This window comes from Phenylobacterium sp., assembly GCF_035309685.1.
In the GTDB taxonomy this organism is placed as follows: Bacteria; Pseudomonadota; Alphaproteobacteria; order Caulobacterales; family Caulobacteraceae; genus Phenylobacterium.
Genome location: NZ_DATGEX010000065.1, coordinates 41,646 through 67,152, shown reverse-complemented (window position 1 = coordinate 67,152; position 25,507 = coordinate 41,646). Strand labels below are relative to the sequence as shown.

Genomic DNA, 25,507 nt, shown 5'->3' with positions numbered 1-25,507 from the left:
TGAAGCGCCACCGGCGCAGGTTGCTCGTGGCGGTGCTGTTGGGCCTGGTCGCCGGCGCGGTTTCGAGCGTGCCGCAGGCCCGGGTCTTTGACCTGCGAGGCGTCGATTTCCTGCTGCCGCTGCGGCAATGGGCCTACGGGCCACTGTTCCCGCCGTCGAAATCGGACGCGGTGGTCGTCGCGATCGACGAGCAGACCTACAAGACCGATCCCTTCACCAACACACCCAAGGTCGCCTGGACGCCCTACTACGCCGAGGTGATCGGAGCCGTGGACGCCGCCGGTCCCAAGGCCATCGGCCTCGACATGATTCTGCCGACGACGCTGGACCGGCCGGAGCTGCTGCTGGGTTATGATCGGCCATTCCTGCTGGCCCTGCGGGCCGCCGCCGACCAGAACCACTTGGTGATGGGCGAGACGCGGCTCTCCGGCGAGGTGCTGGGTCCCTACCCGGGTCAGGTGCTGGCGGCGCGCGGCCAGGACAATATCCGCTCGGTCACGCTCACGCTCGACAAGGACGACGTGGTCCGCAGGTACGTGCGGGCCTTCCCCAACGAGGGCGGCGGCGAAACGCCGTCCTTCGGGGTTGAACTCGCCACCCGCGCGGGAGCCAAGCCGCCAAAGACCGACTTCATCATCAACTACAACACCGGACCCGGCGACGTGCCGGTCTATAGCCTGGGCGACCTTTTCGCCTGTTCCCAGGCCAGGCGAGCCGACTATTTCAAGCGCGCCTTCGCCGGCAAGGTGGTGCTGTTCGCCGAGACCCTGGACGTCGAGGACCGCTTCCGCGGCGCGAAGCGCCTGGAGTGGGACGAGGGCGCGAGCGCGCGGGCCGCGCCCAAGCCCTGCGTGATCGCCGCCGATCCGGGCCGCTTCGCCGCCGGCCTGCAACGCCGCTCCATGCCCGGCGTGATGATCCATGCCGCGGCGATCAACACGCTCACCAAGAACATCGCCCTGCACGAGACCCCGGGCCCATGGGTGTTCGTGGTGGTGGCCGCGGCGACAGCCTTCCTCTCCATGCTCTTCCTGTTCCTGCCGCCGGTGACCGGCCTGCTGTTTGGGCTGGCGACCGTGGCGCTGGAGCTGGTCGGCGCCGTCGTGGCGCTGGAGGAGAGGGTGGTGGCGCCGGGGCCCAGCCTGCTGACCACGGCGATCCTGGCCTACAGCCTGATCTACGCCTACCGCTTCGTGGTCGAGGACAAGGAGAAGCGCTGGGTGCAGCACGCCTTCCGCCACTACCTGGCGCCGGCGCTCGTCGACCAGATGATGGAGAACCCGGACGCGCTGAAGCTCGGCGGCGACAAGCGTTGGATCACGGTGATGTTCACCGACATCGCCGGCTTCACCACCATCAGCGAGAGCCTGAAGGACACCCCGGAGAAGCTGATCGAGCTGATGAACCGCTACCTGACCCTGATGTCAGGCGTGGTGGCCCGCCACGAGGGCTATGTGGACAAATTCATCGGCGACGCGGTGATGGCGGTCTGGGGCGCGCCGGTGCAGGTCGAGGACGCCGAGAAGAAGGCGGTGGAGACCGCGCTGGACTGCCAGGAAGCCCTGGTGGCCTTCAACCGCGACGTGGTCGGCGACTATCTGCCGTCGGGCAAGCTTGGCACCCGCATCGGGATCTCCAGCGGCTTCGCGGTGGCCGGCAACATGGGCTCGGCGCAACGGCTCAACTACACCGTCACCGGCGACATGGTGAACCTGTCGGCGCGGCTGGAAGGCGCCAACAAGGAATACGGCACCTACATCATGATCAGCGAGCTCACCGCCGAGCGGCTGGGCGACGGCTATGTGCTGCGCCGCCTCGACCGGCTGGTGGTCAAGGGCAAGACCGAGCCGATCACCGTCTTCGAGGTGGTGGGCCGGCGAGGCGCCGTGGCCGAGGATGTCCTGGCCAGGCTGGCGAAGTTCGACGAGGGCCTGGCCCTGCACGACGCGCGCGATTTCACCGCCGCGCGGGCCATCTTCCTGGCCTTGGCGCCAACCGATCCGCCATCGGCGGTGTACGCGCAGCGCTGCGAGACCTATTCTGAGACGCCGCCGCCCGCCGACTGGCAGGGCGAGTTCACGATGACGCACAAGTGAGGGCAAGCTGATGGATCATCCCGCAGATTTTGGACGCCGGACCTTGTTGACCGGCATCGGGGCCGCCGGCCTCGTCGGCGCCGCGACGCCTGCGCTCGCCCAGTTCAGCGGCCTGCCGAGCCTGTCTGGCCTGCCCGGCGTCAGCAACATGCCGGCCGGCGCCAGCAAGATGGTCGACCTGGCGGGGCAGGCCGCCAATGTGCTGGCCAGCATGCAGATCTCCGAAGCCGACGAGATCTCCATGGGCGACGCCTACTACGAGCGGTTCATCGACCAGTCCGGCGGCCTCTACAATTCTCAGAACGCCCAGGACGCCCTGCGCCGCTTCGCCGAGCCGCTGATCGCCACCTCCAAGCGCGCCAACCTGAAGTGGCAAATCGCGCTGGTCGACAATGAGACGGTCAACGCCTGGGCGCTGCCGGGCGGCAAGCTGGCGATCCACAAGGGCCTGATCCGCTATGTGGCCACGCCTGAGGAGCTGGCGGCGGTTATCAGCCACGAACTGGCCCACGCCGAGTTCAGCCACGGCGTCGCCCAGATCAAGAACAAGAAGTTCGTCCAGGGCATGGGCGGGATCGCCAAGCAGCAGGTCGTCGACGCCGCGGCGCGAAAGGCCGGGTCCATCGGCGCCTTCGCCACCAGCGAGGTGCTGACCGCCTTCGAAGGCCCGGTCTACGACATGATCACCAGCGGCTATTCGCAGGACCTGGAATACACCGCCGACGGCCACATCGTGCCGGTGTTCCACACCATCGGCTACGACAGCGCCCACGCCAGCGACTTCTACAACACCCTGCTCAGGCTCGTGCCGCCCAACACCAAGGCCACGACCTCGCTCTACGCCACCCATCCGGGCACCAAGGACCGCATCAAGCGGCTGCAGGCCGTGGCGCTGAAGGACAAGTCGCCGGTGGCGCCCAGCAACGGGCATCCCGGCTGGGCGGAGCTCAAGGAAGACTTCCCGACCCGCACCCACTTCCGCCTGACCTGAGGGTCTGAGGCCGCCATCCCAGGGGAGCTGCGACGGCGGCCTCGCACGACAAGCGGCTGCGGTGTGGTCGATCCGCGGCCGCCGGTGTGGCGTCATTGGCGATCAGCCTGCGGATTCGCGCCAAGCCTATGGCGCAGCTTCAGGCGCCTTCGTTCCAGATGCCCGCGCGATGAGCGCTTCGCCTGAGTTCTGGGCGCCCGGACGGTTTTCACGGCGCCCCGTGACAGGCGACGGAAATCTGCCGATCAATGGCGCGGTGCGCCCAGCCTCTCCCCGTCCGTCCTTCGACCTGGCTCTGGCCGCAGGGCCGCTGCTCGCCTGCGGCGTCGCCGCGCCCCTGTTGGCGCTGGCCGCGACGCTCGCCGCCATGGCCGCCTATCCAGGGTTCAACCCGGCCCGGCAGTACCTCAGCGAGCTTGGCGGCCCCTCGGCGGCCCATCCGCTGATCTTCAACGCGGGCGTCTTCGCCGCCGGGGTGATGGCTGCGCTGGCCGGCGCGGGGTTCTGCCTGGCGATGGTCAGGCTGGCGAACGCGCGCTTCGCCGGGGCCTTGACCGCCGCGGTCTTCGCGCTGGCCGGCGCGGGCCTGGCCCAGGCGGCGATCTATCACTGGCCTGACCGCCGGCATCTGGCGATCAACCTGGCGCTGGGCATCCAGCTCGCCCCGCTGCTGCTCATCTGGGGGCTCTGGCCGCTCGCGGGCCTGAAGCGGTTGAAGCTGTTTCTGGCCCTGGTCTTCGCCGCCATGGGCGTCCTGACCGTGCTCACCAAACACCTGGTCCTGCCCAGTCTGGTGAACGACGCCAACGTCGGATGGTGGGAACGCGGGTATGCGATCCTCCTCGTAGGCTGGGTCGGCGTGACAGCTTTTGCACTGCAGCGCTCCCTGCGCGATGCGCCGCTGCCGCAAAAATAGGCTGGACAACACCCACCGATCAGTGATTTAGGCGAGTTCACGATTCCGTGATTGCTTGTCTGCGAATCGGCTGAATGTTGCGTCGCAACATCGACGACGCCGCTTCAGACGGCTGGGGCCTTGGACGGGACGCGCATGAACGATCTGGCGACTCGCTTCGATAGATCGGCCGACTGGCGGGAGGCCGACGTCACGCCCGCCTTCTGGCTGCCGCCGGAAGCGCCGCTGGCCATGCCGCGCCAATCGCTCGACGCGTCGCTCGATACGCCCGTCGCGCCGGCGGAGGCCTTCCGGCCGGCCACCTCGCCCGCCAACATCGCCGCGCGGCGCCTGGCCGTGTTCGGCGGCGCGGCGATCCTGACCGCCCTGGTCGCCATCGGCCCCTTCCTGCTCTATCGCCGGGGCGGCTTCGATGGGCTAGAGGCGCTCGGCTTCGGCGTCTTCGTCGTGCTGGTCAGCGCCATCGCCTGCTGGTTCTGCACCGCGCTGGCCGGGCTCTTCGTGCTCAAGACCGGGCGCGAACAGGACGACCTCGCCTTTGCGCCGCATCCGCCGCTGCCGACCACCCGCACGGCGCTGCTGATGCCGATCTACAACGAAAACGCCGAGGCCGCCTTTGGACGCCTGGCGGCGCTGGACGCCTCGCTGGCGCGGCTGGGCGCCTCGGACGCCTTCGACATCTTCGTGCTCAGCGACTCCACCCGCGACGAGGTGATCTTCGCCGAGCGCGCGGCCTTCCTGTCGCTGCGCCCGCTGGCGCACAGCCGCCTATACCTGCGCCGCCGGACGAAGAACCTGGAGCGCAAGGCCGGCAATATCGCCGACTGGGTGCGCCGGTTCGGCGCGGCCTACGGCTTCATGGTGGTGCTCGACGCCGACAGTTCGATGGCCGGCGAAACCCTGTTGCGCCTGGCCGACGCCATGCAGCGCAATCCGGGCGTCGGCCTGATCCAGACCGCGCCCACCATCACCGGCGCCGGCACGCCGTTCGCGCGGATGAGCCAGTTCGGCGTGCGGATGTATGGCCGGGTCGCCGCGGCGGGCCTGGCCTGGTGGGCGGGCGCGGAAGCCAGCTACTGGGGCCACAACGCCATCGTCCGGGTGCGCGCCTTCGCCGAAGCCGCGGGCCTGCCGATCCTCCCCGGCGCCAAGCCGTTCGGCGGCCACGTGCTGAGCCATGACGTGATCGAGGCGGCCCTGCTGCGCCGCGCCGGCTGGGCGGTGCACGTCACCGCCGCGCTCGACGGCAGCTGCGAAGAGACCCCGCCGACGCTCACCGACTTCATCCAGCGCGACCACCGCTGGTGCCAGGGCAATCTGCAGCACCTGCGCCTGATCGGCGCGCCCGGGCTGCACGCGCTCAGCCGCTCGCAGCTGGGCATGGGCGCCATGGCCTATCTGTCGTCGGTCCTGTGGTTCGCGGGCCTGGCGATCGGACTTGTCCTGCAGCTGCGCTATCCGGCCGACTGGGGCTCGTTCTGGTATTTCCTGCACCCCAGCTTCACGCCCTTCATGCTGACGTCCCTGCTGTCGGGCATCCTGTTGATCGGCCCCAAGCTCCTGGGCTGCGCCCTGGTGCTGAGCCGGCCCGGCGAGCGCCGCGCGTTCGGCGGCGGAGCGGCGGTCCTGAAGAGCATGTCGCTGGAGATCGTCCTGTCGGCGGCGCTGGCCCCGATCATGATGATCGCCAACACCCGCGCGGTGTTCCTGACCCTCCGCGGCCGCGATGTGGGCTGGCGGCCGCAGCAACGCGACGCGCAGGGTCTGGCCTGGGGCGACGCCCTGCGCGCCATGACCTGGCAGATGATCGCCGGCCTGGTGTTCGCCGCGGCGCTCGCGTTCCGGCCCGACATGGCGCTGTGCTTTGCCCCTATCGTCCTGCCGCTGCTGTTCGCCGCGCCCTTGGCGGTCTTGACCTCTCGCCTCAGCCTGGGCGAGCGGATGGCGCGGGCCGGCCTGCTGGCCACGCCGGACGACCACGGCCTCAGCGCCATGCCGGTCGTCATCCGCCCGCTCGCGCGTCCGGCGCCAGCCCAGCAGGCGGCCTCGATCTAGAACCGGCTGCGACTGTTTCGCAGCAGGCCTTGAGAACTCGCCCGATGCGCGCCACCTTGGCCTTTGCAGGACGGGGCGGGCTTCATGGCGATATCTCCTTCGAAGGCGCCCCCCAAGGCGCGCCGCATTGGCCGCTATGTGGCGATCGGCATAGCGGTCCTGGTGGTGCTGTTCCTGGCCAAGGGCTGTTTCTTCCCGAACAAGCCGCCGCCCCGCTACATCACCGCACCCGCCACGGTCGGCGACATCGAGCAGACCGTGCTGGCCAGCGGCACGCTGCAGCCCTTCCAACTGGTCGACGTGGGCGCCCAGGTCTCCGGTCAGGTGAAGTCCCTGAAGGTGGCGCTGGGCGACAGCGTCCAGAAGGGCCAGGTGATCGCCGAGATCGACCCGGCGACCCAGCGCAACACCCTCTTGATCGCCCAGGCGACCCTTGAACAGCAGAAGGCCCAGAAACTGTCGCTGGAGGCGACGCTGGCGCAGGACAAGCTGCTCCTCCAGCGCCAGTCGACGACCTTCGCCGCCCAGGCCAGCTCACGCCAGGACCTGGAGGCCGCCCAGGCCGCCGCCAAGAGCGCCGAGGCGAACCTCGCGGCCACCAACGCGCTGATCAAACAGGCCACCGTCTCGGTGGACACCGCACGCGTGAACCTTGGCTACACCCAGATCGCCGCGCCCATCGACGGCGTAGTGGTGGCGATCCAGACCAAGCAGGGCCAGACGGTCAACGCGGTGCAATCGGCGCCGACCATCGTCAAGCTGGCCGACCTCGCGACCATGACCATCAAGGCGCAGATCTCCGAGGCCGACGTGGTCAAGGTGCATCCGGGCCAGAGCGTCTATTTCACGATCCTGGGCGACCCCGACCGGCGCTTCTACGCCAAGCTGCGCGCCATCGAGCCCGCGCCGGACTCGATCACCAGCGCCACCACGGCCACCGCCAGCCCATCCTCGACGGCGGCGGTCTACTACAACGGCCTCTTCGAGGTGGCCAATCCGGACGGGGTGCTGCGCACCTCCATGACCGCCCAGGTCTACATCATCCTGGCCTCGCAGAAGCACGTCCTCACGGTCCCCTCGGCGGCTCTGACGTCCGCCGGCGCCCATACTTCGGAAGGATCGGGCGCATACACCGTCCGCATCCTCACCGATCCGAAGAAGCCGCCGGCGGTCCGCAAGGTGCAGGTGGGCGTCAACAACAACGTCACCGCCCAGGTGCTGAGCGGGCTGAAGGCCGGCGAGAAGGTGATCGTCGGCGAAGGCGCGCCCACCGAGGCGCCGGCTCGCCCGCCGGGCGCGCCGGGCGGCCCGCCGCGCGGACAGGTCCGGATCGGCAACTAGCCATGGCCCCGCCGCTGCTGCAGCTGACCCACCTGCGCCGGGAATATCCGGCCGGCGACCAGGTGATCGCCGCGCTGGAGGACGTGACGCTGACGATCGAGGCCGGCGAGATGGTGGCCATCGTCGGCGCCTCGGGCTCGGGCAAGTCGACGCTGATGAACATCCTGGGCTGCCTCGACCGGCCGACCTCGGGTTCCTATCAGGTGGCCGGGCGCGACACCGCCAGCCTCGATCCCGACGAGCTCTCCGAACTGCGGCGCGAGCATTTCGGCTTCATCTTCCAGCGCTACCACCTGATGGCCGACCTGACGGCGCTGGCCAATGTCGAGGTCCCGGCGATCTACGCCGGCCAGCCTACGGCGCAGCGCCGCGAGCGCGCCAGGACTCTGCTCACCCGTTTCGGCCTCGCCGACCGCCTCGACCATCGCCCCTCGCAGCTCTCCGGCGGCCAGCAGCAGCGGGTGTCGATCTCGCGCGCCCTGATGAACGGCGGCCAGCTGATCCTCGCCGATGAGCCCACCGGCGCGCTGGACAGCAAGAGCGGCGCGGAACTGATGACGGTGCTCGAGGAGCTGAACGCCGAGGGCCACACCGTCATCATCGTCACCCACGACATGAAGGTCGCCGAGCACGCCCGGCGCGTCATCGAGATCAGCGACGGCCTGATCATCGCCGACCGCCAGACCGGCCGCCCCGCGCCGCCGCCGGTCGAACGCGCCGCCCCGGCCCACGGGCGCGCCAGCCTGGGCGCCGTGGTTCAGCGCCTTTCGGAGGCGTTCCGCATGGCGCTTTCGGCGATGAACGCGCACCGCCTGCGCTCCTTCCTGACCATGCTGGGGATCATCATCGGCATCGCCTCGGTGGTCTCGGTGGTCGGCCTGGGCCAGGGCTCGCGGCAGGTGATCCTCAAGCAGATCAGCTCCATCGGCACCAACACCGTCGATGTCTATCCGGGGAAGGATTTCGGCGACGAGAAGGCCTCTTCGATCCACACGCTCACCGCCGCCGACGCCGATGCGCTCGCCACCCAGAGCTACGTCGACAGCGTCACGCCAACCGCCACCACCACGGTGACCCTGCGCTACCGCAACGTCTCGGCCACCGGCACGGTCAATGGGGTCGGCGAGCAGTACTTCCGGGTGCGCGACATGGAGATGGCCTCAGGTCAGGTCTTCGACCGCGCCGCCGTGCGCCAGCAGAGCCAGGAGGTGGTCATCGACGACAACACCAAGCGCAAGCTCTTCGGCGACGCCAATGCGGTGGGCCAGGTGATCCTGCTGGGCTCGGTGCCGTGCCGGGTGATCGGGGTCGCGGCGCACAAGGACTCGGCCTTTGGCAACGGCAACAACCTCAACGTCTATGTGCCCTACACCACGGTGCTCGGCCGGATGCTGGGGCAAAGCTACCTGCGCAACATCACCGTGCGTCTGATCGACAACACGCCGGGCGACGTGGCCGCCGCCGCCATCGTCAAGCTGCTGGCCGCCCGTCACGGGACGCAGGACATCTTCACCTTCTCCACCGACACCATCCGCAAGACCATCGAGCAGACGACCGCGGCGCTCACCGGCCTGATCGCCATGATCGCCGCCATCGCGCTGATCGTCGGCGGCATCGGGGTGATGAACATCATGCTGGTCTCGGTGACCGAGCGGACGACCGAGATCGGGGTGCGCTCGGCGGTCGGCGCGCGGCGCAGCGACATCATGAGCCAGTTCATGATCGAGGCCTCCCTGCTCTGCCTGATCGGCGGGGCCTTCGGCGTCACCCTGGCGCTGGGCCTCGCCGCGCTGATCAACAAGGTGGCCGGCGAGAACCTGCGCGTGGTGATCTCGCCGCTGTCGATCGTCGTGGCCTTCGCCTTCTCCACCCTGATCGGGGTGGTGTTCGGCTTCATGCCGGCGCGCAACGCCGCGCGCCTCGACCCGGTGGAGGCCCTGGCTCGCGAATGACCCGACTTCCCCGCCTCCTCGCCGCCGCGGTGACGGCCGCCCTCCTGACCGGCTGCACGGCGCTCCACACGCCCTATCAACGGCCCCAGGTCGCCATCGCTCCACAGTGGAAGGGCGCCGCAGGATCCGTCGCCGCGCCGGCCGGCGACCGCTGGTGGGCCCGCTTCGGCGACCCGCAGCTCGACGCCCTGGTCGACCGCGTGCTGGCCCGCGACAACGACCTGGCCGCCGCGGGCCTCGTGCTGCGGCGCGCCCAGCTGCAGGCCCGCTTCGCGGTGATCAACCCGACGGTGGGCGCCAACGTCACCACCAGTTCGCTCGCCACCCTGCGCGACCCGAAGATCTCCAGCCGCACCGACACCGGCTCGCTGTTCGCGAGCTACGAGCTCGACCTGTTCGGCGCGCTCGCCGCCCAGAAGAGCGCCGCGGCCTGGGAGGCCAGGGCCACCGCCCAGGACCTGGAAAGCACGCGGCTCTCGCTGATCGCCGCCACGGTCAACGACTACTATCTGGTCGCCTTCCTCAACGAGCGGGTGACGCTCGCCGAACAAAGCGTCGCCTACGCCCGCCAGGCGCTGGACCTGGTGCAGGTGCAGGCCGACGCCGGGGCCGCCTCATCGCTGGAAGTGGCGGAAGCCGCCCAGAACCTGGCGAGCCAGCAGGCCGGCCTGCGCGACCTCACCGAACAGCGCGTCGAAGCGCGCAACGCCATCGACCTCCTGCTGAACGGCGAGAGCCAGGCCGCGGCCAACGAGCTGCCCCGCCTGCCGCAGGGCGCGCCGCCGCCGGTGGACGCGGGCCTGCCTGCGAGCCTGCTCGCGCGCCGCCCCGACCTCAAGGCGACCGAGCTCCGCCTGCGCGAACGGCTGGCCGGCGTCGACCAGGCGCGGCTCAGCTTTTATCCCGTGCTGTCGCTCACCGGCTCGCTCGGCGGGACCAGCGCCGCGCTCGGCCAGCTTCTGGCCCATCCGGTCGGGACAGTCGGAACCGAGCTCGCGCTGCCGTTCCTGCAGTTCGACCAGTTGAAACTCAGCGTCGGCGTCTCCCGCACCAACTACGAGATCGCCGCGGTGCAGTTCCGCCAGACCCTCTACCAGGCGCTCACCGACGTCGAGAACGCGCTCTCCGCCCGGGAGCAGTTCGCGGCTCAGGCGCTGGCGCTGGAGGACTCGCTGACCAATGCGCGAACCGTCGAGCGGTTGGACGAGATCCGCTACCGCGCCGGCTCGATTCCGCTGCAGGTCTGGCTCGACGCCCAGCAGACGCGCCGCCAGGCTGAGGCGGCGCTCGCGCAGAATCGTCTCAACCGCATCGAAACCTACGTCAGCCTATGCAAGTCGCTGGGCGGAGACGCGGTGCGGCCCTAGCAGCTTCTGTCCACGACGCGGTTGGCGGCGTACACTTGCTTCCGTTGGGTCACGGGGGTGGCGACATGAAACAGCCTAAGGCCGAAAGGGCTCAGCCCCGCCCATGAACGCGTCGGCGCCCTTCGCCATGGCCAGCCGCGAGGCGCCCCGCGCCGCCGACTCCGGCGCGGCGCTGTTCTGGCGGCTGTTCTGGATCTACATCCTGGCCTCGGTCACCGCGGTCTCGGTTTCGATGTTCCTGGGCCTGCTTGGCCTGGAGTTCAGCGGCCGGCAGTGGCTGCTGTTCTGGCTGTCCGTGCCGTTCGCGACGGCCTTCTACACCTCCGCCGACGTCGTGGTGATCCGCCGCCATCTGAAGCGGCTCAGCCCGGTGCTGACCGCGCTCGACCGTGGCGAGACGCCGGACAAGCCGGTGATCGCCGCCGCGCTCGTCCGTGCGCTGAACATGCCGCAGTTCTCCGCCGTGCGGGTGATCGTGCTGCACGGCCCCATGGCCACGCTCTCGCTCCTGATGGTGGTCTACGCGATCAACACCTTCTTCGGCGCCGCCGTCGCGGGCTGGCAGGTGATCGGGCTGGGCGCGCTGATCTTCTTCTTCGCCTCGCCCGCCCACGCGATCTTCGAGTATTTCGCGGTCAGCCGCGCCATAGAGCCGATCGCCATCCGCCTGTCCCAGGCGCTCGGAGAGCCGATCCCGGCCGCAGAGGCGGCCGAGCTGATTTCGGTGCCGCTGCGCAACAAGCTGCTGTTCCTGGCGATCTTCGTCTGCTCCCTGCCGCTGGTCTTCTTCGCCGTGTCCTTCCTCTACAAGTTCGACCGGATGATCTCCGGCCACGGCTATGTGGTGCCGGCGCCGGAGATGCTGCAGCTCTACGTCTGGAGCATCAGCGTTGTGGGCGTCTGCATCGTCGGCGCGATCTCCATGGCCGTCCTGACCTCCCGCGAGGTGTCGCGGTCGGCGGCGCGCGTGATCGAGGCCATGCGGGTCGTCGAGACCGGCCGCCTCGACGAGGCCGAACTGGAGGTGATCGGCACGGACGAATACGCCGACATCAACCGCGGCTTCGGCCTGATGCTGGATTCCCTGCGCGAGGAGCAGCAGATCCTGGAGGTCACCCAGGACCTGGCCGGGGAGCTTCTGCTGGAGGTGCTGATCGCGCGGATCATGACGGCCACCACCCAGCTCCTGGCCGCCGAGCGCGCCTCGCTGTTCGTCTATGACGAAAAGGCCGACGAGCTGTTCAGCCTCTATGCCGACGGCATCGAGACGCGGCAGATCCGTGTGCCCACCGACCGCGGCATCTCGGGCGCGGTCTTCACCACCGGCAAGACCGAGAACATCACCGACCCTTACGCCGATGCGCGGTTCAACCAGGAGGTCGACCGGCGCACAGGCTTCACCACCCGCTCGATCCTCTGCGTGCCGATCACCAACAAGGCCGGCGCGCGGATCGGCGTCGCCCAGGCGCTCAACAAGCGCGGCGGGGTGTTCACCGCCAAGGACGAGGCGCGGCTGAAGGCCTTCGCCGCCCAGGTGGCCGTCAGCCTGGAGAACGCCAAGCTGTTCGACGACGTGCTGACCACCAAGAACTACAACGAGAGCATTCTGCAGAGCACGTCGAACGGCATCATCACGCTGGACGCCGACGGCCGGCTGGTCACCGCCAACGGGGCGGCGGAGACCCTGCTGGGCCTGACCCGCGAGGCCCTGATCGACCATTCCGCCGAGGAGCTGTTCGCCGCCGACAACGTCTGGATCCTGGAAAGCCTCGGCAAGACCCAGTTCACCGGCGAGACGGTGCTGGCCATCGACGCCGAACTGGTCCGCGGCGACGGGGTCGCGGCGACCGTCAACTTCACCGCCATGCCGCTGATCGACGCCACCGAGGAGCGGATCGGCTCCATGCTGGTGCTGGAGGACATCACCGAGGAGAAGCGCGTCCGCTCCACCATGAGCCGCTACATGTCCAAGGAGGTGGCCGACCAGGTGCTGGCCGCCGGCGAACTGGAGCTGGGCGGCAAGGAGCAGAAGGTCACGGTGATGTTCTCCGACGTGCGGAGCTTCACCTCGATCGCCGAGGCGCTGGGTCCGCGCGAGACCGTGTCGCTGCTCAACGAGTATTTCACTGAGATGGTCGATGCCATTTTCCAGCATGGCGGCATCCTCGACAAATACATGGGCGACGGGATCATGGCGCTGTTCGGCGCCCCGCTGATGAGCGCCAATGACGCCGACAACGCGCTCGCCACCGCCGACGACATGATGCAGCGGCTGGCCGACCTCAACGTGCGCCGCGTGGCGGCCGGTCAGACCGCGCTGGACATCGGCATCGGCTTTTCCACGGGCCCGACGGTGATCGGCAACATCGGTTCGGTGCGGCGGCTCGACTACACCGTGATCGGCGACAATGTGAACCTCGCCTCGCGGCTGGAGAGCGCCACCAAGCAGTACGGGGCCAAGATTCTGCTGTCGGAGATGACCGTCCGCGACCTCAAGAATCCGGCGACGCTGCGCGAGCTCGACCTGATCCGGGTCAAGGGCAAGGACCGGCCGGTGGCGGTCTACGAATCCCTCGGCTTCCGCGCCAAGGAGACGGCGCTGCCGGCGCTGTTGAAGCTGCACGCCGAAGGCATCGAGGCCTACCGGGCGCGGAACTGGAAGGCCGCGGCGCGCGCCTTCGACGCGGCGCTCGAGCTCTATCCCAACGACGGGCCGGCCAAGGTCTACCGCGAACGCTGCAAGCTGCTCATCAAGACCCCGCCCGCCGCCGACTGGGACGGCGTCTGGAACCTGACCGAGAAATAGGCGTCTGCCCGCGGCGTGATCGGCGAACGCCGTGACGCCGATTCCTCGCCCCGATCTGTTTACGCGAGCCGCGCGCTCAGCCTATCGTCCGGCCTCGTTTCGGGATGGGGCAAGTTCCATGAAGTTGTGGACCTGGACAGTCGCGCTGGTCGCGGCGGCGGCGCTCAGCGCATGTGCGACAACGGCAACCACGCCCCTGACTAAGGCAGAGGGGGCCAAGACGGCGGAGGCCGCGCCGGCCGCGCCCAAGGAGAAGCCCAAGCCGCTGCTGCCCGGCCTCGACCCGATGGTCCACGCCGACGCCTTCCCCTCGACCTACCGGGCCATGCCCAGCCGCCCCACCGCGGTGATCGGCGCCAGCGTCTTCACCGGGACCGGCCAGCTGATCGAAAACGGCGTCGTCCTGGTCAAGGACGGCAAGGTCGAGGCGGTCGGCGCGGGCCTCGCCGTCCCCGCCGGCTACGACGTGGTCGACGGCAAGGGCAAGTGGGTGACGCCGGGCCTGATCGACGCCCACTCCCACCTGGGCGTCTACGCCTCGCCCAGCGTCCAGGCCAATTCCGACGGCAACGAACTGACCAATCCGGTGACCGCGGAGGTGTGGGCCGAGCATTCGGTCTGGCCGCAGGACCCCGGCTTCAACACCGCGCGCATCGGCGGCGTCACGACCATCCTGGTGCTGCCCGGCTCCGGCAACCTGATCGGCGGGCGCGGCGTGGTCTTGCGCAACATCCCCGCCCGAACCGTGCAGGACATGAAGTTCCCCGGCGCGCCCTATGTGCTGAAGATGGCCTGCGGCGAGAATCCGAAGCGGGTCTACGGCTCCAAGGGCCGCGCGCCCTCGACGCGGATGGGCAATGTCGCCGGCTACCGCGCCGCCTGGATCAACGCCCAGGACTACCAGCGCCGCTGGGACGACTACCGCGCCAAGGTGAACAAGGGCGAGAAGGCCGATCCGCCGAAGCGCGACCTGGCGCTCGACACCCTGACCGGCGTGCTGCGCGGCGAGATCCTGGTGGAGAACCACTGCTACCGGGCCGACGAGATGGCCCAGATGATCGATATCTCCAAGGAGTTCGGCTACCGCATCGCCGCCTTCCACCACGCGGTGGAGGCTTACAAGATCGCCGACCTGCTGGCCGAGAACCACATCTGCGTCGCCACCTGGGCCAACTGGTGGGGCGGCAAGATGGAGATGCTCGATGGCATCGAGGCCAATGCGGCGCTCGTCAACGCCGCCCAGGGCGGCTGCGCCATCATCAAGTCCGACGACCCTGACCTCATCCAGCGGCTGAACCAGGAGGCCGCCGAGGCGCTCGCCGCCGGGCGCGCCGCGGGCCTCACGATCAGCGAGGCCGAGGCGATCAAATGGATCACCTCCAACCCGGCCAAGGCCATCGGCGTCGACAAACAGACCGGCAGCCTGGAGCCTGGCAAGCGCGCCGATCTGGTGATCTGGGACCACAACCCCTTCTCGATCTATGCGCGCACCGACCGGGTCTATCTGGACGGCGCCATCGCCTACGACCGCCACGATCCCCGTTATCAGCCGCGCTCGGACTTCGACCTCGGCCAAGCCGGCGCAGGAGTCCGCTGATGCGTAAGCTGCTCATGAGCGCGGCGGCCGTCGCTGCCCTGTCCCTCGCCGCGGCCGCGCACGCCGAGACCGTGGCCATCACCAACGCCAAGATCCTGACCGCCGGCCCGGCGGGCGAGATCGCCTCGGGAACCGTGGTGATCAAGGACGGCAAGATCGCCGCCGTCGGCGCCGGCGCCGCGGTCCCCGCCGGCGCGCGGGTGATCGACGCGAGGGGCGGCGTGGTCGCGCCCGGCTTCTTCGCCACCGGCTCGCTGCTCGGCGAGACCGAGGTGGGCTCGCTCGGCAACGACCTGTCGGTGAACAACCCGGAGATCGGGGCGTCCTTCGACATCCAGTACGGCCTGAACCCGGGCTCGATGCAGTTCCCGGTGGCCCGTCTCGGCGGCCTGACCAGCGCCGTCGTCCTGCCGATCCCGGCGGGCCGGCGCGGCGGCGACGCGGACGAGGAAGACACCGACGCCTCGGCCTACACCGCCGGCCCCGGCGGCGAGGGCTCCAAGTCCCACGCCCTGTTCTCCGGCCAGGGCGCGGTCATCGACCTGGGCGTCGGCGATACGATCCTGACCCGGGCCAAGGTCGCCATGGTGGCGCCCTTCGGCAGCGGCGGCGCGGCGATCGCCGGCGGCGCACGGGGCGCGGAGTTCGTGGCCCTGAAGGAGGCCTTCGCCGACGTCCGCGACTACATGAAGAACAAGGCCGCCTACGACCGCGCCAACCTGCGCGACCTCGGCCTCTCCAAGGGCGACCTGGAGGCCCTGATCCCGGTGGTCGAGGGCCGCATGCCGCTGGTGGCCAATGTCAGCCGCGCCTCGGACATCCGCCAGGTCCTGGCCTTCGCCCGCGAGGAGCACATCAAACTCATCATCAACGGCGGCCAGGAGGCCTGGATGGTGGCCGGCGAGATCGCCAAGGCCGGCGTGCCGGTGCTCTTGAACCCGCTCGACGACCGGCCGGAAAGCTATGAGGAACTGGCCGCCACCATGGACAACGCCGGGCGCCTCGCCGCCGCCGGCGTGACCGTCGCCCTGGAGGCCACCGGCGGCTCGGCCCGCGAGCGCGAGATGCGCTACGGCGCCGGCAACGCGGTGTCGCACGGCATGGCCTATGACGCGGCGCTCAAGGCGATCACCATCAACCCGGCGAAGATCTTCGGGGTGGCCGACCGCACGGGCTCCCTCGAGCCCGGCAAGGACGCCGACCTGGTGGTCTGGACGGGCGACCCCTTCGAACCGCTCAGCCAGCCGACCGCGGTCTTCATCCACGGCCAGGCCCAGCCGCTGACCTCGCGCCAGACCGAACTGCGGGATCGGTACAAGGACCTCGGCCGGCCCCTGCCGCCGGGGTACACGCACCCGTAGGCGGCGAACGATCTAAAGCGGGCTGCTCCTCTCCCAAGCGCGGCAGCGCTGTGGGAGAGGTCGGGAGAGGGCGGCGCGGCCATCGGGTCGTCTGCGGGGTTGGACCACCTCATCCCTGGAGCGCGAACGGGTCCAATACGGTGCCGGCAAGAAACTCAGCGCCGCCCTCTCCCAGCCTCTCCCACGATGCTGCCGCATCTGGGAGAGGAGCGGGTATGGCAACATCGGCAACCGGTCGCTCTCTGACCTTCCGCCCTGCGTCATCCGACGCCACGCCGCCTTAAACCTCATGGTTGAAGCGAGCCTTGGGGCCTCGGCTTGTCAAGGAGCGGCCCATGGCCGCCCGCGACGCGGCGCGCGTTCCGCGCGTCCTTGAGAAGCCGAGGCCCCAAGGCAAACTGGCCGCCATGAGATTTAAGCCACAGCCTGCCCGTTTCCTCCCGCCGGAGGAGACGCGCGCAACTAGCTCCACGCCCCACCCAGCGCTCGGGTGAGGTTCACGCTGGCCTGCAGACGGCGCGTGGTGAGCTGGATCTGGGTCTGCTCGGCCGAGAGCGCCGCGGTCTGGGCGGTCACCACGTCGAGGTAGGTGGCCACGCCCTGGCGGTAGCGGATGTTGGCGAGCTCGACGCTGCGCCGGCCGGCGATCACTGCGTCGTCGGCGTCCTTGGCCTCGGCGGCCAGGCGGTTGGCGAGCGCCATCTGATCTTCCACGTCGCGGAAGGCGTCCAGCACCACGCCGCGGTAGTTGGTGCTGGCCTGCTCGAAAGCCGCCTTCGACGCGCGCACGCCGGCCGCGCGCCGGCCGCCGTCGAAGATCGCGCCCACCAGCTGCGGGCCGATTAGCCAATAGGTGTTGGGCGCGCTGAGCAGATTGCCGCCACCGGCGTTCTGCCACCCCGCCGTGCCGTCCAGGGTCAGCGCCGGGAACAGGGCCGCGCGGGCCACGCCGACGTCGGCGTTGGCGGCGGCGGCGCGCCGTTCGGCGGCGGCGATGTCGGGGCGCCGCTGCAGCAGCACCGACGGCGCGCTTACCGCCACCACCGGCTGCGGCAGGGCCTTGTCGACGGGCGCCAGGCTGAAGTTCGACGCGCTCTCGCCGATCAGGGCGGCGATGGCGTGCTCCATCAGGGCGCGAGAGGCCTGAACGTCGGTGAGCTGAGCGCGCGCGCTGGAGAGCTGGGTCTGGGCGCGGGCGACGTCGAGGCCGGTGGCGTTGCCGCCATCGTGCAGCACATTGGTGAGGTCCAGCGCCTTGGCGTAGGCCGCCACCGTGGCGTCGAGCAGCCGGATCTGCGAGTCGAGGCCGCGCACCGTCAGATAGTCGTCGGCGAGGTCGGCCTGCAGGCTGAGCCGCGCCGAGCGCAGGTCCGCCGCGCTCGCCTGGGCCCGGTCGCCGGCGCCGCTGGCGAGGTTCCGCAACCGGCCCCAGAGGTCGATCTCATAGGCCAGCGAGGCGCCCACGGCGCTGGTCGAATAGGCGTCCGGCCCGCCAACCCGCAGGGGCGCGTTTTCCGACCGGCGCTGGCGGTTGGCCGTCGCATTGCCGTCGATTTCCGGGATCAATCCGGCGCGGGCCTGCGAGGCCAGCGCGCGCGCCTGGTCGTAGGCCGCGACCGCGGCCGCCAGCGTCGGGCTGGCCTTCTCGGCGCGGCCTTCCAGGTCGTCGAGCACCGGATCGGAGAACATCGCCCACCACTGGCCGCGCGCCTGGGCGTCGGCCGGCTGGGCGGGCGTCCAGGGGCCCTGCTCCTTGAAGGCCTGAGCGATCGGCGTGGCCGGCGGCGCATAGGCCGGCGCCAGCGAACAGGCCGCCAGCGCGCCCCCAAGCAGGGCCAGGGCCGAGGCGCCGGCCGCGAACGGACCGAACCTGCCCATCGGCCTCACGCGCCCGCCTTCGGGTTCGAAGTCTGGGCCGAGGCGCCGGAGACGCGCACGAGGTCGCCGTCGGCGAGCGACTCCGGCGGGTTGTCGACCACCTTGTCGGCGGCCGACAGGCCCGAGCCGATCTCGACGCTGGAGCCCAGATCGCGGCTGATCACCACCGGGCGGATCTTCACGTGGTTATCGGGGCCGACCACGGCCACCACCGGCCCGGCGTGGCGGTACTGGATGGCGGTCACCGGGATACGGGTGGTAGTGATCGGCGAGGTCAGCTTGAAGCTGACCGTGGCGTAGTCGCCCGACTTGATGCGCCCGTCGGCGTTGTCGAGCGAGAGCTCGACGAGCTCCGCCCCGCTCTGCGCGCCCACCGCCTGGGCGTCGTTGGCGACCACCGCCTTGAAGGTCTGGCCGGGGTATTCCGGCACGGTCAGGTCGGCCGTGAGGCCCTTGTGCACCAGGGCCGAATAGTTCTGCGGCACGCGGACGTAGACCCGAAGCTGGTGCTGGTCGGCGACGGTGAACAGGGCCGGATCGGTCGGCCCGCCGGTGGCGCTGATCAGGGCGCCGATGTCGGTGGAGCGCGTGGTGACCACGCCCGCGAACGGCGCGGTGATCTTCTTGAAGCCCTCCAGCGCCAGCAGGCGGTTGAGGTTGGCCTTCGACGAATTGACCAGCGCCGTCTTGGCCGCCAGGTCGCCGGTCTTCTCCTCGGCCTCCTGCCTGGAGACGGCGTCGGCCGCCACCAGGCCCTGCCAGCGCTTGGCCGTGGTCGCCGCCAGGCTCTGGTTGGCCTGAGCGGTGGCGAGGTCGGCGCGGGCCTGCAGCACCTGCTGGTCGAGGTCGGGCGTGTCGATGTCGGCCAGCACCTGGCCGGCCTTCACCGGCGTGCCGATGTCGGCGTACCAGCGCTTCAGATAGCCGGAGACGCGGGCGTGGATCGGGGCGGTGTAGAAGGCCTGCACATCGCCCGGCAGGTCGAGCTGGCGCTGGCCGCCGCCGTCGATCTTGGCGAGGTTGATGGTCGGGATCGCCTGCTGGCTGGTCCAGGCCTTCTGGCTCTGGTCGGCGCTGACCCGGCTGACCAGACCCCCGACCACGACCAGGGCGGCGACGCCCACGGCGACCGCGCCGACGACCTTCAGGCGGCGGTTGGAAACGTGCAGCACCACAGGCGTCGTGGCGGCGTGGTGAGCGACAGGCTCGTGCGGGGTGGCGTCAGGCATAGGACTCTCCGGGCGCCGTCGTCGGCTCCGTTGGGGCGGCGGGCTCTACGGCGTGCGCGCGGCGGCCGTGCACCAGGCTGAAGACGACGGGAACGAACATCAGGGTGGCGATGGTGGCGAAGATCAGCCCGCCGATGACGGCGCGGCCCAAGGGCGCGTTCTGCTCGCCGCCTTCGCCGAGGCCGAGCGCCATCGGCGCCATGCCGATGATCATGGCGAGCGCGGTCATCACGACGGGGCGGAAGCGCGTGAAGCCGGCCTCGGTGGCGGCTGCCAGGGCGTCGCCGGTGGCGTTCAGCCGCTCGCGCGCGAAGCTGACCACCAGGATGGAGTTGGCGGTCGCCACCCCCATGCACATGATGGCGCCCGTCAGCGCCGGCACCGACAGGGTCGTGCCGGTGGCGAACAGCATCCAGACGATCCCCGCGAGCGCGGCCGGCAGCGCGGTGATGATCACGAACGGGTCCAGCCACGACTGGAAGTTCACCACGATCAGCAGGTAGATCAGCACGATCGCCGCGGCGAGGCCGAAGAACAGGCCCGAGAAGGCGGCGTTCATGGTCACCATCTGGCCGCGCAGATCGACGCTCGCGCCCTTCGGCCGGTCCTTGGCCGCGGCCTTGATGATCTTGTTGATGTCGGCGGTCACCGAGCCCAGGTCGCGGCCCTGGGTCGTGGCGAAGATGTCGATCACCGGCTGGGCGTTGTAGTGGCTGGAGACCGCGGTGGTGGAATCGCGGGTGATCGACCCCAGGCCGCCCAGGATCGTCGCCGCGCCCGCGCCGGGCGCCGAGCCGTTGATCGGCACGTTCTCCAGGCCGGAGATCGAGTTCAGCCGGTACTCCGGCGTCTGGGCGACGATCGGATAGGAGACGCCGGTCTTGGGGTTCACCCAATAGGTCGGCGCGCCCTGCGAGCTGCCGGCGAGCGTCGTCACCAGGGAGTTGGTCACGTCGCGCTCGGAAAGACCCAGCTGGGCGATCCGCGCCCGGTCGACGTCGACCCGCAGCTCCGGCGCGCTCTCGGGCTGCTGCATGCGCACGTCGGCCAGGCCCCGGACCATGCGGATCTTGCGCAACAGCAGGTTGGCGTAGGCCCGATCGTCGGCGGCGTTGGGGCCCGACACCTGCAGGTCGATCGGCGCGGGCGACCCGAAGTTGAGGATCTGGCTGACGATGTCGGCCGGCAGGAAGGCGAAGACCGTGCCGGGATATTCCCGCGGCAGCACCTCGCGCAGGCGCTTCACATAGCCCTGGGTCGCATGGTGCTTGGGCTTGAGGCTGACATAGATGTCGCCGTCCTGCGGCCCGATCACGCCGGAGTTCGAATAGACCATGTTGATGGAGCTGTTCGGGATGCCGATGTTGTCCACCTGCGAACCGAGTTCGTCGGCCGGGATGACCTGCTTGATCGTCGCCTCGATGCGGCGGAACTCCAGCGAGGTGTCCTCCAGCCGCGTGCCGACCGGGGCGCGGACGTGGATGGTCATCTGGCCGGCGTCCACCGAGGGGAAGAAGTTGCTGCCCAGGAACGGCGCGAGCCCGAACGACGCCACGACGATCACCATGAAGCCGATCAGGAACGGCCGGCGCGCGTGCATGGCCCGCTCCAAGAGGCCCGCGTAGACCGAGCGCACGGTGCCGAACCCGGCCTCGAACCGGCGCTGGAAGCGGGCGAAGGGATTGCGGCTCCCCTCGCCGGCCGCGATCTCCTCGGCGTGCGGCCGCAGCAGGTACATGGCCATGGTCGGCACCAGGGTCCGCGACAGGATGAAGGACGCGATCATCGCGTAGACCACCGACATGGCCATGGGCACGAACAGGAAGCCCGAGATGCCCTTCAGCATGAACATCGGCACGAACACGATGCAGATGCACAGCAGCGAGACGAAGGCCGGCGTGACGATCTGATTGGCGCCGTCGAGGATGGCGGTGCGCACATCCTTGCCCTGCTCCAGGTGCCAGTTGATGTTCTCGATGGTGACGGTCGCATCATCCACAAGGATGCCCACCGCCAGCGCCAGGCCGCCCAGGGTCATGATGTTCAGCGTCTGGCCGCTGGCCGACAGCGCCGCGATCGCCGCCAGCACCGCCAGCGGGATCGACACCGCGATGATCACCGTCGAGCGCCAGGACCCCAGGAACAGCAGGATCATCAGGCTGGTCAGCGCCGCGGCGATGGCGCCTTCCTTGACCACCGAGGAGATCGCGCCCTTCACGAACAGCGACTGGTCGTTGAGCGCGGTGATCTTGAAGGTCGAGGGCAGCTGCTCGGCCAGGCCCGGCAGCTTGTCCTTCACCCCCTGCACCACGGCCAGCGTCGAGGCCGAGCCGTTCTTCAATATGGTCGAGAGCACCGCGCGGCCGCCGTCCACGTGGACGATGTTGGTCTGCGGCGGGGCGCCGTCGCGCACCTGGCCGACGTCGTGGATGAAGATCGTCGCGCCGTTCACCGTCTTGATCGGCAGGTTGTTGAGGTCCTCGATCGTGTCGGCGGCGTCGTTCAGGCGCACGTTGTACTGATAGGAGCCGATCTTCACGAAGCCCATCGGCAGGATCTGGTTCTGGGCGGCCAGCGCGTTGGTCACGTCGTTGGCCGAGATGCCCTTGGACTGCAGCGCCTGCGGGTCCAGGTCGATCTGGATCTGGCGCAGCTGCCCGCCGTAGGGATAGGGCGTCGCGGCCCCAGGCACCGTGGTGATCACCGGCCGGATCACCACCTGCGACAGGTCGAACAGCTTCTGTTCCGACAGCGTCTTGTCCGAATCCGCGAGCTGCAGGATCGGCACCGTCGCGGCCGAATAGTTCAGCACCAGCGGCGGCGTGACACCGGCCGGCATCTGCTTCACCGAGACCTGGGCGGTGGAGGTCACCTGGGCGGTGGCGGTGCGGATGTCGACGCCCGGCTGGAAGTAGATCTTGATGATCCCGATGCCGGTGACCGAGTTGCTCTCGGTGTGCTCCACGTCGTTGACCGTGGTGGTCAGGAACCGCTCGAACTGGGTGACGATGCGGTTCGACATCTCGTTGGACGACATGCCGGCGAAGTTGAACGCCACCCCGATCACCGGGACCTTGATCTCGGGAAAGATGTCGGTCGGCGTCTCCAGGGCGGCCATCACCCCGAAGATCATGATCAGCACCGCCATCACGATGAAGGTGTAGGGGCGCGAGAGCGCGATGCGGACGATGGCGTTCAAAGCGAGGCCTGCTCCGGAGCTGGCGAACTGTCGGCCACGCAAGGCGCCCCGACGGCGCCAAGCGGTTCCAGGGCGCTGCTTTGGCCAAGTCCGGCCGCGAAGGCCAATGAAGATAGTTTTATATTCGGGTTATGGGCCGGAGCGGGCGCGGGTCGCTTGCGCCCTTGCTGGTGGGGGCCATTGGCGCGTCAAGGCGCGCCAGGGCTTTCAGCTAGGTGAGGCCGGCCGGGAATTCGATGCGCCGCTCAGCCGCTCCACGCCCCGCCAGCGCATCGCGGTCAGCGACATCATCCGCTGCGGCGCGCCGGGGTGGGTGATGACCCAGGCGCGGTCCTCGTCCAGAGCCATGACGCGGTAGACAGGCAGGTCGTCGATGCCGGCGGAGACCAGATCGCCGATCATCACCGGCTCGCGGGCGGCATGGTCCAGGGGGACCCAGTCGATGGCGAGAACGGCGAAGTTATCGGGGCGAAGTTGCCGGCTGGACGCCACGTCAGGCCGCCTGGCTCTGTAGCTCGCCGCCCTGTTGTTCGGACGCGGCGCTGGCCTGCTGAGAGGCGTCGCGCCGTGCGCCCGCGCCCTGGGCGTCGATCCAGCCTTCAAAGAAAAATTGGACGTCGACGCCGAGCGCGCCGGCGAGATGCCAGAGCCTGGCGGCCGACAGCCGGTTCGTGGCCGCCTCGTACTTCTGAATCTGCTGGAACCGGACGCCGATCATGTCAGCGAGGTTGGTCTGCGACAGTCCGAGGATCTTGCGCCGCCAACGCAGGCGCTTGCCGAGGTGCAAGTCCAACATCTCGTTCATGGCCGGCTCCGGGGGTGTGCAAAGCAATGAACGGACCATCGCCTGCCCCAATTCGCGCAACGTGAGGTAAGCGTTCGCTCAACGTGAAATTGCCGTGATAAATGCCGCCCAAGTCGATATTCAGAGGGAAGGATCCATAGCGGCGGACGGTATGACGGGCTCGGCAGGGCAATTCTCTCTCAGCCTTCTGGGCCCCTTTCGGCTGATCGCGCCGGGGGGCGGACGGATCGAGGTCGCGAGCCGCAAGGGCAAGGCGCTGATCGCCATGCTGGCCATGGCCAACGAAGGCGAACGCGCGCGCCGCTGGCTGCAGGAAAAGCTCTGGGGCTCCCGCCAGCAGGCCCAGGCCGCCAGCAGCCTTCGCCGCGAACTCTCCGACCTGCGCGGGCTCCTCAATCTGGAGGCCGGGCCACTGCTGATCACCGGCAATGACCGGGTGCGGCTCGATCTTGCCCGCGTCCAGGTCGACGCCCACGCCGCCGGCCCTGACGAGGTCCTCTCCCACGAATTCCTCGAGGGCCTGGATATCCCCGGCGAGGAAGGCTTCGAGGAGTGGCTGCGCGAGCAGCGAAGCGCGCTTCGAGCCCGTCCAAGCCCGACCGCGGCGGCCGCCGCCGTCCCGGCGCCGCGCGCCGACGCAGGGCGCCGCGAGGGCCGGGGACGGCCTGCGGTTGCGGTGCTCGCCTTTGGCCATCCCTCCAGCGCCGACGAAGAAGTCCACCTGGCGCAGGGCATCGTCGAGGCCGTCATCGGCGGCCTGGCGCGCTCGAAATTGCTGACCGTCAGTTCGCGCCAGTCGCTGAGCTTCGACGGCCACGGCCTCTCCGCCGAGCGGATCTGCGCGGACCTGGGTGTAGACTATATCGCCCAGGGACAGGTGCGGCTGGTGGCCGGAACGGCCAGAGTCTCGGCGCACCTGACCCACGGCCGCGACGACACCACCGTGTGGTCGGGCCGCTACGACCGGCCGGTCGCCGACCTGCTGGCCGTCGAGGACGAAATCGCAGCCAAGGTCGTCGGCGGCCTGGAGTCCGCCCTCCTGGCGCACGAGGAGGCCAAGGCCCTACTCGTTCCCGTCGAGGACCTCGACCACTGGGGCCTGTTCGTCCGCGGGCGCCGGCACTTCTGGCGATCCACCGCGCCGGACAGCCGCCAGGCCACGGACCTGCTCGTCCAGGCGCTGAAGCTGAAGCCGGACGACACGCCGACGCTCTCGCTCCTGGCGCATTGCTGGCTTGTGGAGGTCTGGGGCGGGTTGTCCCCGGATCCGGGCGCGGCCATCGCCGAAGCCCACCGCTACGCGCTGCGCGCCGTTCACCTGGACGGATCGGACGCTTTCGCCCATTTCACGCTCGGCGTGGTGCTCTCGACCATGGGCCAGCCTGCGCAGGACATGGCCGAACAGCGGCGCGCCCTGGAGCTCAACCCCAACCTGGCCGCCGCCCACGGCGAAGTCGGCCGCCTGCTGGCCTTCGCCGGCCAGGCTGACGAGGCCCTGATCGCCTGCGACCGGGCGATTGGCGCGAGTCCCACCGACCCGCATCTGTGGCTATGGCTGCTCAGCAAGGCGATCGCCTGCTTCACCGCCAAGCGTTACGACGCGGCGGCCAGGCACGCGGCGGCCGCCTGCGCGACGCGGCCGGACTATTTCTTCCTGCATTTTCTCCAGGCCGCCTGCGCGGCGGCCGCCGGCCGCACGGAGGAGTCGCGCATTCCCATGGCCGAGGGCCTGCGCCTGCGCCCGCGCTATTCCCTGGCCGCGCTTAAGCTCGGCCATCCCTTCGGCAATCCCGACGACCTGGCGCGATACGTCGCGGCGCTGAAAGCCGCCGGCTGGGTCGACCGGTCGGCGGCGGACGACGCAGGGTCGCTGATGCGGGCGAAGGCGTCGCCATCGAATTGAACTGAGCTCCG

16 protein-coding genes are annotated in these 25,507 nt (G+C 69.6%); 11 read left to right on the top strand and 5 right to left on the bottom strand.

Translation table 11 applies throughout. The features are described from left to right. The first annotated feature begins 26 nt into the window (after positions 1-26). The 10 genes from VKQ35_RS20725 (at position 27) to VKQ35_RS20680 (ending at position 16,482) form a co-directional block, all read left to right on the top strand. Positions 27-2,096: an adenylate/guanylate cyclase domain-containing protein gene (locus tag VKQ35_RS20725; RefSeq protein WP_324364679.1), complete on the top strand. Its 2,070-nt coding sequence runs from the start codon at positions 27-29 to the stop codon at positions 2,094-2,096. Between the two features lie 46 nt (positions 2,097-2,142). Beyond that, positions 2,143-3,087, top strand: a complete 945-nt coding sequence (locus VKQ35_RS20720) for a M48 family metallopeptidase (protein WP_324364677.1) — start codon at positions 2,143-2,145, stop codon at positions 3,085-3,087. 220 nt (positions 3,088-3,307) lie between these two features. Further along, on the top strand, positions 3,308-4,003 hold the full coding sequence (locus VKQ35_RS20715; protein ID WP_324364675.1) for a DUF998 domain-containing protein: 696 nt from the start codon (positions 3,308-3,310) through the stop codon (positions 4,001-4,003). A gap of 135 nt (positions 4,004-4,138) precedes the next feature. Further along, positions 4,139-6,058, top strand: a complete 1,920-nt coding sequence (gene mdoH, locus VKQ35_RS20710; RefSeq protein WP_324364671.1) for a glucans biosynthesis glucosyltransferase MdoH — start codon at positions 4,139-4,141, stop codon at positions 6,056-6,058. Positions 6,059-6,142: 84 nt separating this feature from the next. Beyond that, positions 6,143-7,399, top strand: coding sequence for an efflux RND transporter periplasmic adaptor subunit (locus VKQ35_RS20705; protein ID WP_324364669.1), 1,257 nt, complete (start codon positions 6,143-6,145; stop codon positions 7,397-7,399). A gap of 2 nt (positions 7,400-7,401) precedes the next feature. Further along, positions 7,402-9,351: a MacB family efflux pump subunit gene (locus tag VKQ35_RS20700; protein WP_324364667.1), complete on the top strand. Its 1,950-nt coding sequence runs from the start codon at positions 7,402-7,404 to the stop codon at positions 9,349-9,351. Continuing rightward, positions 9,348-10,718: an efflux transporter outer membrane subunit gene (locus VKQ35_RS20695; RefSeq protein WP_324364665.1), complete on the top strand. Its 1,371-nt coding sequence runs from the start codon at positions 9,348-9,350 to the stop codon at positions 10,716-10,718. Before VKQ35_RS20700 ends, VKQ35_RS20695 begins: the two co-directional genes overlap by 4 nt. Positions 10,719-10,821: 103 nt before the next feature. Beyond that, positions 10,822-13,524: an adenylate/guanylate cyclase domain-containing protein gene (locus VKQ35_RS20690; RefSeq protein WP_324364663.1), complete on the top strand. Its 2,703-nt coding sequence runs from the start codon at positions 10,822-10,824 to the stop codon at positions 13,522-13,524. 118 nt (positions 13,525-13,642) lie between these two features. Next, positions 13,643-15,121 carry an amidohydrolase gene (locus VKQ35_RS20685; protein WP_324364661.1) on the top strand — a complete coding sequence of 493 codons (1,479 nt, stop codon included), beginning with the start codon at positions 13,643-13,645 and terminating at the stop codon, positions 15,119-15,121. Beyond that, a complete protein-coding gene (locus tag VKQ35_RS20680) occupies positions 15,121-16,482 on the top strand; it encodes an amidohydrolase family protein (protein ID WP_324364659.1) in 1,362 nt (453 codons plus the stop codon). The genes VKQ35_RS20685 and VKQ35_RS20680 overlap by 1 nt, the downstream gene beginning before the upstream one ends. A gap of 462 nt (positions 16,483-16,944) precedes the next feature. Here VKQ35_RS20680 and VKQ35_RS20675 read toward each other — a convergent pair whose 3' ends face one another. The 5 genes from VKQ35_RS20675 to VKQ35_RS20655 form a co-directional block, all read right to left on the bottom strand. Next, positions 16,945-18,360 (bottom strand): efflux transporter outer membrane subunit, encoded by a 1,416-nt coding sequence (locus VKQ35_RS20675; RefSeq protein WP_324364657.1) that lies wholly within the window; start codon positions 18,358-18,360, stop codon positions 16,945-16,947. 5 nt (positions 18,361-18,365) lie between these two features. Then, positions 18,366-19,589 carry an efflux RND transporter periplasmic adaptor subunit gene (locus VKQ35_RS20670; RefSeq protein WP_324364655.1) on the bottom strand — a complete coding sequence of 408 codons (1,224 nt, stop codon included), beginning with the start codon at positions 19,587-19,589 and terminating at the stop codon, positions 18,366-18,368. Continuing rightward, positions 19,582-22,788, bottom strand: coding sequence for an efflux RND transporter permease subunit (locus VKQ35_RS20665; RefSeq protein ID WP_324364653.1), 3,207 nt, complete (start codon positions 22,786-22,788; stop codon positions 19,582-19,584). Before VKQ35_RS20665 ends, VKQ35_RS20670 begins: the two co-directional genes overlap by 8 nt. A 207-nt stretch (positions 22,789-22,995) precedes the next feature. After that, a complete protein-coding gene (locus tag VKQ35_RS20660) occupies positions 22,996-23,280 on the bottom strand; it encodes a hypothetical protein (protein ID WP_324364651.1) in 285 nt (94 codons plus the stop codon). A gap of 1 nt (position 23,281) precedes the next feature. After that, positions 23,282-23,593, bottom strand: a complete 312-nt coding sequence (locus VKQ35_RS20655) for a helix-turn-helix transcriptional regulator (RefSeq protein WP_324364649.1) — start codon at positions 23,591-23,593, stop codon at positions 23,282-23,284. A 151-nt stretch (positions 23,594-23,744) separates the two neighbouring features. Between VKQ35_RS20655 and VKQ35_RS20650 the strand changes: the two genes are divergently transcribed. Beyond that, the gene (locus tag VKQ35_RS20650) at positions 23,745-25,496 is read left to right on the top strand and encodes a hypothetical protein (protein WP_324364647.1); all 1,752 of its coding nucleotides are present in this window, start codon (positions 23,745-23,747) and stop codon (positions 25,494-25,496) included. Positions 25,497-25,507 lie beyond the last annotated feature (11 nt).

What these genes read in the sequence shown, in the direction of transcription:
- VKQ35_RS20655 (WP_324364649.1), bottom strand. Translation starts at nt 23,593, where the DNA reads ATGAACGAGATGTTGGACTTGCACCTCGGCAAGCGCCTGCGTTGGCGG.
- VKQ35_RS20690 (WP_324364663.1), top strand. Translation starts at nt 10,822, where the DNA reads ATGAACGCGTCGGCGCCCTTCGCCATGGCCAGCCGCGAGGCGCCCCGC.
- VKQ35_RS20705 (WP_324364669.1), top strand. Translation starts at nt 6,143, where the DNA reads ATGGCGATATCTCCTTCGAAGGCGCCCCCCAAGGCGCGCCGCATTGGC.
- VKQ35_RS20695 (WP_324364665.1), top strand. Translation starts at nt 9,348, where the DNA reads ATGACCCGACTTCCCCGCCTCCTCGCCGCCGCGGTGACGGCCGCCCTC.
- VKQ35_RS20670 (WP_324364655.1), bottom strand. Translation starts at nt 19,589, where the DNA reads ATGCCTGACGCCACCCCGCACGAGCCTGTCGCTCACCACGCCGCCACG.
- VKQ35_RS20675 (WP_324364657.1), bottom strand. Translation starts at nt 18,360, where the DNA reads ATGGGCAGGTTCGGTCCGTTCGCGGCCGGCGCCTCGGCCCTGGCCCTG.
- VKQ35_RS20700 (WP_324364667.1), top strand. Translation starts at nt 7,402, where the DNA reads ATGGCCCCGCCGCTGCTGCAGCTGACCCACCTGCGCCGGGAATATCCG.
- VKQ35_RS20650 (WP_324364647.1), top strand. Translation starts at nt 23,745, where the DNA reads ATGACGGGCTCGGCAGGGCAATTCTCTCTCAGCCTTCTGGGCCCCTTT.
- VKQ35_RS20680 (WP_324364659.1), top strand. Translation starts at nt 15,121, where the DNA reads ATGCGTAAGCTGCTCATGAGCGCGGCGGCCGTCGCTGCCCTGTCCCTC.
- mdoH (WP_324364671.1), top strand. Translation starts at nt 4,139, where the DNA reads ATGAACGATCTGGCGACTCGCTTCGATAGATCGGCCGACTGGCGGGAG.
- VKQ35_RS20685 (WP_324364661.1), top strand. Translation starts at nt 13,643, where the DNA reads ATGAAGTTGTGGACCTGGACAGTCGCGCTGGTCGCGGCGGCGGCGCTC.